The organism is Spirulina sp. CCY15215, assembly GCF_016888125.1.
Lineage (GTDB): Bacteria > Cyanobacteriota > Cyanobacteriia > Cyanobacteriales > Spirulinaceae > CCY15215.
Window position 1 is genome coordinate 1 of sequence record NZ_JACSWA010000293.1, and the last position, 11,761, is coordinate 11,761.

General features: G+C 43.0%; 14 protein-coding genes. 10 read left to right on the forward strand and 4 right to left on the reverse strand.

Features of this window, described 5'->3' with window-relative positions; translation table 11 throughout:
• The coding region (locus JUI58_RS04085) for a DUF4351 domain-containing protein (protein WP_204102471.1) at positions 1-452 on the forward strand (452 nt) is incomplete at its 5' end.
• 22 nt (positions 453-474) lie between these two features.
• Here the strand turns inward: JUI58_RS04085 and JUI58_RS04090 are convergent.
• A complete protein-coding gene (locus tag JUI58_RS04090) occupies positions 475-948 on the reverse strand; it encodes a DUF948 domain-containing protein (RefSeq protein ID WP_204102472.1) in 474 nt (157 codons plus the stop codon).
• Between the two features lie 57 nt (positions 949-1,005).
• Entirely contained in the window at positions 1,006-1,356 is a 351-nt protein-coding gene (locus JUI58_RS04095; protein ID WP_204102473.1) for a YtxH domain-containing protein, read from the reverse strand.
• Positions 1,357-1,511: 155 nt separating this feature from the next.
• Between JUI58_RS04095 and JUI58_RS04100 the strand changes: the two genes are divergently transcribed.
• The 4 genes from JUI58_RS04100 (at position 1,512) to JUI58_RS04115 (ending at position 4,585) form a co-directional block, all read left to right on the forward strand.
• Positions 1,512-2,393: a polysaccharide deacetylase family protein gene (locus JUI58_RS04100; protein ID WP_204102474.1), complete on the forward strand. Its 882-nt coding sequence runs from the start codon at positions 1,512-1,514 to the stop codon at positions 2,391-2,393.
• 409 nt (positions 2,394-2,802) lie between these two features.
• Positions 2,803-3,054, forward strand: a complete 252-nt coding sequence (gene rpsP, locus JUI58_RS04105) for a 30S ribosomal protein S16 (RefSeq protein ID WP_204102475.1) — start codon at positions 2,803-2,805, stop codon at positions 3,052-3,054.
• A complete protein-coding gene (locus tag JUI58_RS04110; protein ID WP_204102476.1) occupies positions 3,047-3,595 on the forward strand; it encodes a KH domain-containing protein in 549 nt (182 codons plus the stop codon). Before rpsP ends, JUI58_RS04110 begins: the two co-directional genes overlap by 8 nt.
• 45 nt (positions 3,596-3,640) lie before the next feature.
• Complete coding sequence (locus tag JUI58_RS04115; protein ID WP_204102477.1) at positions 3,641-4,585, forward strand: PhoH family protein; 945 nt, start codon at positions 3,641-3,643, stop codon at positions 4,583-4,585.
• Positions 4,586-4,615: 30 nt separating this feature from the next.
• Here JUI58_RS04115 and gcvH read toward each other — a convergent pair whose 3' ends face one another.
• The gene (gene gcvH, locus JUI58_RS04120) at positions 4,616-5,008 is read right to left on the reverse strand and encodes a glycine cleavage system protein GcvH (protein WP_204102478.1); all 393 of its coding nucleotides are present in this window, start codon (positions 5,006-5,008) and stop codon (positions 4,616-4,618) included.
• 274 nt (positions 5,009-5,282) lie between these two features.
• On the opposite strand from gcvH, the gene pyk reads away from it, so the two are divergent.
• From pyk to cysC, 4 genes are all read left to right on the forward strand, one after another.
• Complete coding sequence (gene pyk / locus JUI58_RS04125) at positions 5,283-7,172, forward strand: pyruvate kinase (RefSeq protein ID WP_204102479.1); 1,890 nt, start codon at positions 5,283-5,285, stop codon at positions 7,170-7,172.
• Between the two features lie 45 nt (positions 7,173-7,217).
• Positions 7,218-8,195 carry an NAD-dependent epimerase gene (locus JUI58_RS04130; RefSeq protein ID WP_204102480.1) on the forward strand — a complete coding sequence of 326 codons (978 nt, stop codon included), beginning with the start codon at positions 7,218-7,220 and terminating at the stop codon, positions 8,193-8,195.
• Positions 8,195-9,985, forward strand: coding sequence for an SLC13 family permease (locus tag JUI58_RS04135; RefSeq protein WP_204102481.1), 1,791 nt, complete (start codon positions 8,195-8,197; stop codon positions 9,983-9,985). Before JUI58_RS04130 ends, JUI58_RS04135 begins: the two co-directional genes overlap by 1 nt.
• A gap of 103 nt (positions 9,986-10,088) precedes the next feature.
• Positions 10,089-10,619, forward strand: coding sequence for an adenylyl-sulfate kinase (cysC, locus tag JUI58_RS04140; protein WP_204102482.1), 531 nt, complete (start codon positions 10,089-10,091; stop codon positions 10,617-10,619).
• A gap of 64 nt (positions 10,620-10,683) precedes the next feature.
• On the opposite strand, the gene JUI58_RS04145 is transcribed toward cysC, so the two are convergent.
• Complete coding sequence (locus JUI58_RS04145; RefSeq protein ID WP_204102483.1) at positions 10,684-10,980, reverse strand: hypothetical protein; 297 nt, start codon at positions 10,978-10,980, stop codon at positions 10,684-10,686.
• A gap of 279 nt (positions 10,981-11,259) precedes the next feature.
• Here JUI58_RS04145 and JUI58_RS04150 point away from each other — a divergent pair, with 279 nt between their 5' ends.
• Positions 11,260-11,616 (forward strand): hypothetical protein, encoded by a 357-nt coding sequence (locus tag JUI58_RS04150; RefSeq protein ID WP_204102484.1) that lies wholly within the window; start codon positions 11,260-11,262, stop codon positions 11,614-11,616.
• The last annotated feature ends 145 nt before the right edge of the window (positions 11,617-11,761 follow it).

Consider the following 11,761-nt stretch of genomic DNA (forward strand, 5'->3'; position numbering starts at 1 on the left):
TGCGACTGTTAGCAACATTACGCCTCGATCCAGCACGAATGCAACTGATTTCCGGTTTTGTGGACAGTTATTTAAAATTAAACGAGTCCGAAAATCGTCTATTTGTCGAACAAATTGCTACAATTAAGCCAGAGGAAAAGGAGGAAGTTATGCAAATCGTCACCAGTTGGATGGAAGAAGGAATCGAGATAGGTCGCCAAGAAGGTCGCCAAGAAGGCCGCCAAGAAGGTCGCCAAGAAAGTTTGGCGCAGTTAATTTTACGTCAACTTGCATGGCGATTTGGCCAATTAGCACCCGACATAGAAGAACGAATTTCGGGCTTAAATATCTCCCAGTTGGAAGTCTTGGGATTAGAAATGTTAGCCTTTGAAAATTTGGACAATTTAAGAGTTTGGTTGACAAAAATTGAACAAAAAACTGATGAATTGGATAGCGATCGCCCTGAGGAGTAAACACCTCTTTCAGAGCTTGCTTTTATTTTTTCTCATCTTCAGAAGAACGAGTCAGACGAAACTCGCGGCGATCGTCAGATTCCAGAGAAGTTTTAGGAGAAGGCAACCGGCGATCGCTCGGTACTCTTGTGCTAGAACGATTGAGAGTTTGCCAAGCTGCTTGTACTCCGGCGATCGCGCTTTTTGTCTTCACCCCGACATTTTTGGCTTGCTGTCGTGCCGAACCCAAACTCTCGTCCACCTGTTTGACGACTCCACTGGCACTATTTACCCCCTCATTAATATCATCTGTCAGTTCGCTAATTTCCAAACCTGTCAGGCGAATTGCGTCTAAAGTGGGAGGAAATTCCCGTCGTAAAGTATCAAATAACTTTTCTGCACTTCGTGCTGCCCTTGCTATTTCTCGAAATGCAGGCAAAGCAGCGATTAAAACCGCCGTTAAACTGACGGCAACCAATAAAAGAGAAAGGCCGAGCCAAAATAAAGGATCGAGCATTGAGGTCAATAATTTATTATCAATTTTAATTATCAAATATTAATGGTTTTGAAACCATTACAGATGATTATCGGAATCGGGGCTAGAAGACTCTACTGTAACATTGCGCGGTTGTGCCAACTCCTCTGCTTTAAGCTGACTGGCTTCCATACCTGCCGCGATCGCGTCCTTCAAGCGCACAAGGGTTTCCTCCCAATTCTGTACCGCAGACTCCGACAGGCGATCGGCTTGCAATTGAATCGTAGCGGATAAATCTTCAGCTAATTCCGGTAAGGCATCCGCAGATTTTTTGAGAATTTGTCGGGTTTCTCGACCAGAACGAGGAGCAACCAAAATCCCGGCAACAGTACCGATCGCGCTACCGATCAGCAAGCCACCAAAAAATGCTCCAGTACTCTTGTTTGACATAGATTAGGGGGGTATAAAGAACAAGGTCAGTAGTTCTGAGGGCAACATCCCACAACCTACCATTTAAAACCTAACATTACATTGAATTGCCAGAAAATTCCAGTTAATGCTAGGGTTAGCATTAGCGCGATCCGTTCTTTGAAATAGAAATTAAGATGAAAAATTTTTACAAAATTGGTTTATCTAAAACATATTTAGGTGTCGCGATCGCCCTATTTCTAAGTTTGGCGATCGCCAAGATAACTATCGATTCAATCTCATTTAAAATTCCTATTTTTGGTTTTCATAGTATCTTTGATAGAACCAATCCAGAAAAGTTACCTTCTCGCGCTTCCTACCTCGATTATCCGGTTCAAGATTTAGAACAAGTTCTCAAATATTTAATTCAAGAGGAATATTGGTTTTTATCATCCCAAGATTTGTATGACTATTTTTTAGTGAAAACAAAAACAATTCCCCAACAACATATCGGTAAACGTCCGGTGATGCTAACCTTTGATGATGGTTATGAAAATATTCATGCCTTTGTTTTACCGCTTTTAGAAAAATTGGCAAAACAATATAATCTCAAAATTCCTATTGTTTTATTTTTAAATCCGGCTTTTATGGAACGAGAAATATCCAATCGCAAAGATAAATATCTCAACTGCGATCAAGTTAAAGATGGGTTTAAAAAGGGGTTTTATGATGTACAATCTGCCGGGGTCAATCATACTCATTTAACTAAGCTAGAAATCTCAGAACTCGAGCATGAGCTTTTAGAGTCTCAACGAAAACTACAAGAATGTATTGCAGAGCCAACTTTAAATACCACAGTGTCTTTACACTTTGCTTATCCCTATAATCGCGTTAACAGAAGGGTTAAATTTTATACTTCTCAATACTATCAATCTGGATATTTATATAACGATGAAATATATAAACTTAATTTTTGGCAAAATCATTATAAAATCTCCCGTTTGGCTGTTTTCCGTAATGATTCCCCCCAAAAACTGATCGATCGCGCTCGTCAAGCATCTAAAATTACTTCCCAATAAAAAAATACATCTGCGAGTTAGCTTTCCCCTTCGTAAACCCCTCGGGACTAGATCGGTCAACCCAATCGGTCTCACCACTATACTCTCCTACATTTCTCCGAAATCAAACCGGGAGAGACGTATAGTGGTGAATGACCGTACAGTAACGACCGGGCTAGTGAAGCACGATCTGACTCAGCGCAAGGACAGCGATACACTGCCCAGATTGCAAGGTTTTTAGCCAAACTCGCAGATGTATTTTCTTTTGAGTGGCGATCGCAGGCGATCGCCTCATGGGTTAATTATAGCAATCTTGAAACAACCGTCAAGATAATTGAGAAAAAAGACTTTTATAAGAATGCTTGCATTTAACATTGGGAGTATGTCAGAATCGGAAAAGAGATTGTAAGCAAAGTAGTGTTATTTTAAGATGATTAAGCTGCGACTAAAGCGATACGGCAAGAAGAGAGAAGTTAGCTACCGAATTGTAGCCATGAACAGCCGCGACCGTCGAGACGGCCGCCCCCTTGAGGAACTGGGATTTTATAACCCCCGCACTGACGAAACGCGCTTGAACGTTCCGGCGATCGTGAAGCGACTTAAACAAGGCGCTCAACCTACTGATACAGTTCGTAATATTTTCAAAAAAGCCCAAGTTTTCGAGCAAGTAAAGGATGCCTGAATCAATCACATTTCCCCAGTATTCCTCTCCATCCTCTTCCTCTCCATCCTCTTCCTCTCTATCCTCTTCCTCAACCACGTCCTCTCAACCTAATTATGAAGAATTGGCTCGGTTTTTAATTGAACCCTTATTGGACTCGCCCGAGTCTCTTAGCATTCACTGTGAAATCGCTCGGAGCAATCAACGAGTCCTAATTCGCGTGGCTTTTGCAGAAGAAGAACAAGGACGAGTATTTGGTCGCGGAGGACGTAATATCGATGCGATTAGAGCGACTCTCGAAGCGGCGGCGATCGCCTCGGGACAGTCGGCTCGACTAGAAATTTTCGGTGTTCGCGAGAATAGCCGTGAATTTAACTCCTACGATCGCAATAATAATGGTTCACGATTTCAAAATGAAAATGACGAAGATGGCGATCGGCGCGGATTTAAAAAACCTTCTATTCCCCGTCCTTCCATCCCTTCTCGTCGCCCTTCTTTTCGGCGCAGACGCTCTAGTGGTGAAAGTCGAGGAAACTGGCGACCTGGTAATAGCGACTGGTAGTTAGTGTGATATTTAGGGTGATATTTGGGGTAATATTTAAGTAAAGTGAGGACAGAAACCCTACAATTTCCCAGTAACGAAAGCGCGATCGCCCTAGCCGGAGCCGGAGAGGAGAATCTCAAGCTCCTCTCTCGTCATACAGGGGTGCAGTTAACCTTACGAGGACGAGATGTTACCCTTTTAGGAGCGCCAAAAGCGGTGGAGCGCTGCTTACAGGTGTTGCAATCCCTTGCACCTTACTGGAAAGAAGAAAAGCCCATCGGTAGCCCCGATATCTTAACAGCATTTCATGCCGTGGATACGGGGCAAATGGACGAGTACAAAGACTTACAAAAAAATGTTTTAGCCGTCACCCGTAAAGGAGAAGCGATCGGGGCGAAAACCTTTCGCCAGCGCCAGTACGTTAAAGCCATTCAAACCCATGATATTACCTTTGGGATCGGTCCGGCGGGAACAGGTAAAACATTTTTAGCCGCCGTGTTAGCAGTTCAAGCTCTGCTCAATGATGAGTGCGATCGTATTATTCTCACCCGTCCTGCCGTCGAAGCCGGGGAAAAATTGGGATTTTTACCTGGGGATTTACAACAAAAGGTCGATCCATTTTTGCGTCCCCTGTATGATTCCCTGTACGAATTTATTGAACCGGCAAAAATCCCTGATTTAATGGAGCGAGGCAAAATTGAAATTGCCCCCCTCGCCTATATGCGCGGGCGAACCCTGAGCCATGCTTTTGTTATTGTCGATGAAGCACAAAACGCCACCCCAGCACAATTAAAAATGGTGTTAACCCGTTTGGGTTTTCGCTCTCGCATGGTCGTAACCGGGGATATTACCCAAACCGACCTACCCAACTCTCAAGATTCTGGATTGATTGTGACCCAAAGAATTCTCAACAATATTGAGGGGATTGCTTTTTGTCATCTTTCCGCCGCCGATGTAGTGCGGCATCCTCTCGTGCAGAAAATTGTAGCAGCCTACGAAAGACAATGAAATATCCCCCTAAAAAAAGGGGGAGAGTCTCTAGTCTTCACCTTCAACTTGCGCTCGGTATTCCGTCGCATCGATGGTGTCTAACTCCTCATCGGGATCGTCAAGGCGAATTTTGAGCAACCACCCTTCTCCATAGGGATCTTCCGCGATCGCCTCGGGAGCATCGAGCAGGGGTTCATTGCGATCGATAACGGTACCAGAAACAGGAGAAGCAAGGTCTTCAACGGCTTTCACCGATTCAATCGAGCCAAAATTTCCACCCATTTCTACCGCATCCCCCACTTCGGGTAATTCTAAAAAAACAATATCCCCTAATTGGTCAACGGCAAAAGCAGTAATGCCCACGGTCGCGATTTCACCATCCAAACGCACGTATTCGTGACTGTCAAGATACTTAAGGTCTTCAGGATATTCAAAAGCCATCTAAAATCTACCTCTATTGAAAAGGTCAGAAAAATTGCTGTAATGCACGTTAATCATTCTGATTTTCCCTAGAATATAAGGGATTGCGACGCAGCGTAAACAAGTATATTTTTACCATTCAATTATAAAAATATTCTCTAGCGATCGCCAGCAAAACGAAAATTGAAAAGACAACTTTCTAAACTTATCTGCAAAAACGGACTTTCGCGAGACAATAGGAGATTATAATGCAAACCTTACCGCCCTGCCGAACCCCGTTTATTGTTTCCCGATCATGCAATTGTCCCCCTACTCCACTGATTCTCCCTCTTTTTCGTCTTCCTTGACGGAAAACTCTCCAGAGCGATCGCCTGCGAACTTGCAAAACCCTTTATCTCGTCCCTTTTCAAGGCGCACAAAAATCGTAGCGACGGTGGGGCCTGCAACCCTCAAACCCGATGTTCTCCGCCGCTTGATTGAAGCCGGAGCCACCACTCTGCGCCTGAATTTTTCCCACGGAACCCACGAAGATCACCATCGCGCCATTCGCCTCATCCGTCAACTGGCTTTTGAATTAGATCGACCGGTGGGTATTCTCCAAGATTTACAGGGACCGAAAATTCGTCTCGGTAAATTCGAGTCGGGATCTGTACAATTGGCCAAAGGCGATCGCTTTATTCTTACCAGTCATCCCGTTTCCTGCGATCGCGAAATTGCTTTCGTGAGTTATCAAGGTTTGACAGACGAGGTTCCGGCTGGAGCAACTATTCTCCTTGACGATGGCAAGGTGGAAATGGTCGTAGAAAGCGTCGATCGCGAAAATAAGCAACTACATTGTCGTGTAGTCGTAGCGGGCAAACTCTCCAATAACAAAGGGGTAAACTTTCCCAATGTTTCTCTCTCCGTCAGCGCCCTAACGGAAAAAGATCGCAAAGATTTAATGTTTGGTTTGGATCGGGGGGTAGACTGGGTAGCCTTGAGCTTTGTCCAACGCCCTCAAGATATTTTAGAAATTAAAGACTTGATCGCCAGCGCCGGAAAATCCGTCCCCGTGGTGGCCAAAATCGAAAAACACGAGGCGATCGAGCAAATGGAAGCAATTCTTTCCCTCTGCGATGGGGTGATGGTGGCTCGAGGGGATTTAGGGGTAGAATTGCCCGCAGAACAGGTGCCAATGTTGCAAAAACGCCTGATCGCTATGGCTAATCAATTGGGCATTCCCGTGATTACCGCAACTCAAATGCTCGATAGTATGGTCAATAATCCCCGTCCCACCCGTGCTGAGGTGTCTGACGTGGCTAATGCTATTCTTGACGGTACCGATGCGGTTATGCTCTCCAATGAGACGGCTGTGGGCAATTATCCCGTTGAAGCTGTCATGACCATGGCCAGAATTGCCAATTGTGTCGAACCGCAGATGTTTAGCGATCGCACCTCGGATAATACAGCGCGATCGATTCCCAATGCTATCTCTGGGGCGGTCAGTCATATCGCCAAGCAACTCGATGCGGCAGCAATTATGACTTTAACCAAAACTGGGGCAACCGCCCGCAATGTCTCGAAATTTCGCCCCCGCACCCCTATTCTTGCTGTTACCCCTCACGTGGATGTCGCCAGGCAATTACAACTGGTTTGGGGGGTCAAGCCGTTATTGATTTTAGATTTACCTTCCACTAGCCAAACGTTTCAAGCGGCCATTAATGTTGCCCAGGAAAAGAACTTACTTTTTGATGGGGATATTGTTATTCTTACGGCTGGTACTTTACAAGGGATTGCTGGCTCTACGGATTTGATTAAAGTGGAGGTAGTAACCGCAATTTTAGGGAAGGGCATTGGCATTGGCGAAAGGACGGTGACAGGACGGGCCCGAGTAGTGCGCGATGCCAAGGATGCGGCCAATTTTAGCCAAGATGATATTCTGGTCGCCACGGCAACCAATGCCGACTATGTAGAAGCAATTCGCAAGGCGGCGGGAATTATTACAGAAGAGTCGAGTTTAACCAGCCATGCGGCAGTGATCGGGCTGCGTTTGGGAACTCCGGCGATCGTGGGCTTAAAAAATGCCACAGAGGTGATTCGCGAAGGAGCCATTTTAACCCTCGACTCTCAACGGGGTTTGGTTTATTCTGGAATGCGACCGGAACATCAGGGAAATAGTGTTGATATTAAGGTTCCGGTAATTTAGTTAATAATTGATAATTGACTTAGTTGATTAATTGATAGTTAAACAATGGCAATTTTAGTGACTGGTGCGGCGGGTTTTATTGGCTTTCATGTTAGCAAGCGCTTGTTAGAAGAAGGCGATCGCGTCGTCGGCCTCGACAATCTTAATGAGTATTACGATGTTTCCCTCAAACAAGCGCGTTTGAGGGAATTAGAAAAGTATGAAAATTTCACCTTTGTTCATTTGGATCTTGGCGATCGCGAAGGCATGGCTAAACTTTTTGCCGAACAAGATTTAGAAATAGTCATTAATTTAGCCGCACAAGCAGGGGTTCGTTATTCCCTAGAAAATCCTCATGCTTATGTCGATAGCAATCTTGTTGGCTTTATGAACCTTCTTGAAGGTTGTCGTTACGGTCAAGTCAAACATCTCGTTTTTGCTTCTTCCAGTTCAGTTTATGGCGCAAATCAAAAAATCCCTTTTTCTGTAGAAGATAGTGTGGATAATCCTTTGAGCATTTATGCTGCAACAAAAAAAGCCAATGAATTAATGGCGCATACTTATAGTCATTTATACGATCTTCCTACCACAGGACTGCGCTTTTTTACAGTTTATGGTCCTTGGGGTCGTCCGGATATGGCATTATTTTTGTTTACCAAAGCTATTTTAGAAGAACGGGCGATCGATGTTTTTAATTATGGTAAAATGCAACGGGATTTTACTTATATTGATGACATTGTGGAAGGGGTCATTCGGGTCAGTCAAAAGATCCCCGATCCTGATAAACTGAGTGGTGCAAAATATAAAGTTTATAATATTGGCAATAATAAACCCGTAGAACTCATGTATATGATTCAAACTCTAGAACAATGTTTGGGGAAAACTGCAGCTAAGAATATGATGCCCATGCAGCCTGGTGATGTTTCTAAAACCTATGCGAATGTAGATGAACTAATACACGACGTTGGTTTTAAACCAGATACGCCCATTGAAACAGGAATTCAAAAATTTGTAGACTGGTATCGAGAATATTATCATAAATAATGGAAATTATCCTCACTCTAGCGGTTATTGTTTTTGCACTCATTGGCTTTATTAGCGAAATTCTTCCTGTCGATCTCATTGCGATTATTGTCGCTGTTGTTTTGATGATTTTGGGATTAGTGACTCCCGAGGAAGGAATTTCGGGCTTTGGTAATTCTGCAACCATTACGGTTTTAGCGATGTTTATTCTTAGTGCGGGAATTGCTAAAACAGGAGTGATTCAAATTGCGCGAGATTGGTTGATTCGCTGGGGGGGGAAGAACTTAAATCAACAAATCTTTACTTTAGGAATTTTGGTGGGTCCGATTTCGGCATTTATAAATAATACTGCCGTTGTTGCCATTTTTTTGCCTATTATTGAAGATTGGTGCAAACAACAAAAAATCTCGGCATCTAAACTTTTAATTCCCCTTTCCTATCTTTCTATTTTAGGAGGAATTATGACAACCATTGGCACATCTACGAATATTTTAGCCAGTGGTTTATCGGCACAATTGGGCTATGGAGAATTCAGTATTTTTCAGTTTAGTAAAGCAGGGATTCCAATTTTTATGATTGGGTTAATCTATCTGGCTACGATCGCCCCAAGACTGCTTCCCGATCGCAAATCTGCAAGCAGCGATCTAGTATCAGAAGATTATGGCTTGCGAGAGTATGTTAGCGAAGTGGTAATTACACCGCGATCGAGTTTAGTGGGACAAACTTTGCAATCGAGTGAAATTCAACGCAAATTCGATATTGATGTCTTAGAATTATTGAGAAATGAAGTTCGTTTTGCTCAACCTCTTGCAGACAAAATATTACAAGCTGGAGATATTTTAATTGTCCGTAGCGGTCGAGAGGATTTGTTGAAAATTAGAGATGAACGAGGATTGGACATTTTAGCAGATGTTAAATTTAATCAAGATGAATTAGAAAATATTTTGACTTCTGGAGAAGAAAAAATTGCCGAGGTTTTGATTCTTTCTAATTCTCGCTTAATCGGAACAACGTTAAAAGATTTACGCTTTCGTCAGCGCTATAATGCAACAGTTTTAGCTGTTCGTCGGGGTGCGGAATTAGTGAGAGGTCGCTTGGGTAAAATACCTTTGAAATTTGGCGATATTTTATTGGTACAGGGTCCAAAGCAAAGTTTTATTGGTTTACAAACAACGCGAGAATTGTTGGTTTTAGAACAGCGCAATGTGGAAATGATGCGTCAAGATAAAGCAGGATTTGCCGTGGCGATCGGGTTGGGAGTGGTTTTATTAGCGGCATTTAATGTAATGCCAATTTTGGTCACTGCCTTGGCAGGTGTCGTGTTAATGGTATTAACAGGATGCTTGAAACCAGGAGAAATTTATGGTGCAGTGCGTTGGGATATTATTTTTCTTTTAGCTGGATTAATTCCCCTCGGAATTGCCATGAAAAATTCAGGAACGACCCAATGGTTAGCCGATCGCATTATCTTTGTCACAGGGGGATTATCGGGATACTGGGTCTTAATGTTTTGTTTTCTCATTACAGCATTATTAACAGAAATTTTATCAAATAATGCGTCTGTTGTTCTCATGCTTCCCATTGCAGCAAGTGTTGCGACAACCTTAGATCTCAACCCATTTGCGTTTATGTTTGCTGTTACCTTTGCTGCATCTAACAGTTACATGACACCCATCGGCTATCAAACTAATACAATGGTTTATGGCGCAGGAGAATACAAGTTCTTTGATTTTACCCGAGTGGGTGCGCCCTTGACATTATTAATGACCTTGACGATCCCTCTTCTGATTATTTGGATTTATGGATTGTAAATTTGTCACCCATCATTGATAATTGATTGTTAGAGTCGGAGTCGTATCTAATAGACAAACGACCTTTTGATCGTTGATGTTTAAACAAAGATAATTAAATAAAATGGAACATAAAGGTGTAACAGTTTGGTTTACGGGTTTGAGTGGAGCAGGAAAAACCACAATCTCTCAAAAAGTTGCTGAAGAATTGCGATCGCAGAACTATAAATTAGAAGTTCTCGATGGCGATATTGTGCGGACAAACTTAACGAAAGGACTGGGTTTTAGCAAGGAAGATCGGGATGAAAATATTCGCCGTATTGGGTTTGTTTCTCATCTCTTGACCCGTAATGGTGTTATTGTTATTGTGTCGGCAATTTCTCCTTATCGGGCAATTCGCGATGAAGTCGGGAAACGAATTGGCAACTTTGTTGAAGTTTATGTGAATGCACCTTTAGAAACTTGTGAGAAACGAGATGTAAAAGGTCTTTATAAACGGGCTAGAGCCGGAGAAATCAAGCAATTTACTGGTATTGACGATCCCTACGAACCTCCTTTAAATCCGGAAATTGAGTGTCACACGGATAAAGAAGAGTTAGAGGAGAGCGTTAAAAAGGTGTTAGAGGGGTTGAAAAAGTTAGGCTATTTGGCTTAGGAATTGAATTGCGATCGCGTCAAAAGCAATGAATTGAATTGCGATCGCATTTCAGTTTTCCTGATCAATTTTCCTCATTCCGTCGATTTAAGTAACGTACTTCCTCAAGAAGAATATTAAAACGCTCGTCATTTTCGGCTTGACGTTGTTTCACGTTTTCCATATCCCGTTGACTTTGAGCCGCAACTTGCAGGAGTGCTTGTACACTGATTCTCAAACCATCAACGCTATCTTTGACCTCGCTAATGCTTTCGCGCATTTCGCTAATACTTTCGCGCATTTCGCTAACGCTTTCGCGCATTTCGCTAACGCTTGAGGATAACTCATCCAGCATTTCATCCGTCCAACGCACGACTGCCATTATTTTTGCTCCTTTTTGTTTTAGACTGGTTTCCATTTTACCCAAACCGGATTACCCACCGTCGCAACCTGCCAGCAAATCATCCTGGCGATCGCCAAAATCTTTGGTCTTTAGATTGTTATTGGTTATGTTTTGATCTTGTTCATTTTTTCAGTAAATTGGATGGGCATAATAGAATAGTTAGTGAATAGCGTCAGAAATTCTGCCCAATTACCAAAAAGCCAACCATTTTTTAACTTCTTGCCGTGAAGTATTCGCAGGCAGATCCCCCCTTAACTCATGTCAGTATCCTCTTCCAGCCAAGATAGCAGAGCTTTTCCCGTTGACCTGATTCGCTTTAGCTCGAGAGTGGAAGCAGAAAGAGCCTTGAGGAAATCGGCGAGAAAATTCACTCGTCCTTCTTGGCACGTCGAACAAGCACTTTATGAGGGAGAATATTACGGCGCTCAGTTAACGCCTCTGAGGAAACGCGATCTGAAAGCCTTAGCCAAAATTTTCGAGCAAGACGATATTGAAATTATTCATGAAGATATTTGCACAGCCTTAAAGCTACTCTGGCCGGAACCTGTTTGGGGAGACGATCCCTTGGATATTTTTGATGAAAGCAGCTTAGACTTCCTCGCAGAATTCCTGTAACAATAGAGAAAAGGCTTGTCTCTACGGCGTAATTCCCAAACAATCAACCGCTATCAACTATCAACTATCAACTATCAACTATCAACTATCAACTATCAACTATCAACTATCAACTATCAACTATCAACTATCAACTATCAACTAT

Excerpts from the sequence above, each read along its gene's own strand:
- JUI58_RS04135 (WP_204102481.1), top strand. The coding sequence starts at position 8,195 with ATGGAAATTATCCTCACTCTAGCGGTTATTGTTTTTGCACTCATTGGC.
- rpsP (WP_204102475.1), top strand. The coding sequence starts at position 2,803 with ATGATTAAGCTGCGACTAAAGCGATACGGCAAGAAGAGAGAAGTTAGC.
- JUI58_RS04145 (WP_204102483.1), bottom strand. The coding sequence starts at position 10,980 with ATGGCAGTCGTGCGTTGGACGGATGAAATGCTGGATGAGTTATCCTCA.
- gcvH (WP_204102478.1), bottom strand. The coding sequence starts at position 5,008 with ATGGCTTTTGAATATCCTGAAGACCTTAAGTATCTTGACAGTCACGAA.
- JUI58_RS04095 (WP_204102473.1), bottom strand. The coding sequence starts at position 1,356 with ATGTCAAACAAGAGTACTGGAGCATTTTTTGGTGGCTTGCTGATCGGT.
- JUI58_RS04130 (WP_204102480.1), top strand. The coding sequence starts at position 7,218 with ATGGCAATTTTAGTGACTGGTGCGGCGGGTTTTATTGGCTTTCATGTT.
- JUI58_RS04090 (WP_204102472.1), bottom strand. The coding sequence starts at position 948 with ATGCTCGATCCTTTATTTTGGCTCGGCCTTTCTCTTTTATTGGTTGCC.
- JUI58_RS04110 (WP_204102476.1), top strand. The coding sequence starts at position 3,047 with ATGCCTGAATCAATCACATTTCCCCAGTATTCCTCTCCATCCTCTTCC.
- pyk (WP_204102479.1), top strand. The coding sequence starts at position 5,283 with ATGCAATTGTCCCCCTACTCCACTGATTCTCCCTCTTTTTCGTCTTCC.
- JUI58_RS04100 (WP_204102474.1), top strand. The coding sequence starts at position 1,512 with ATGAAAAATTTTTACAAAATTGGTTTATCTAAAACATATTTAGGTGTC.
- JUI58_RS04150 (WP_204102484.1), top strand. The coding sequence starts at position 11,260 with ATGTCAGTATCCTCTTCCAGCCAAGATAGCAGAGCTTTTCCCGTTGAC.
- cysC (WP_204102482.1), top strand. The coding sequence starts at position 10,089 with ATGGAACATAAAGGTGTAACAGTTTGGTTTACGGGTTTGAGTGGAGCA.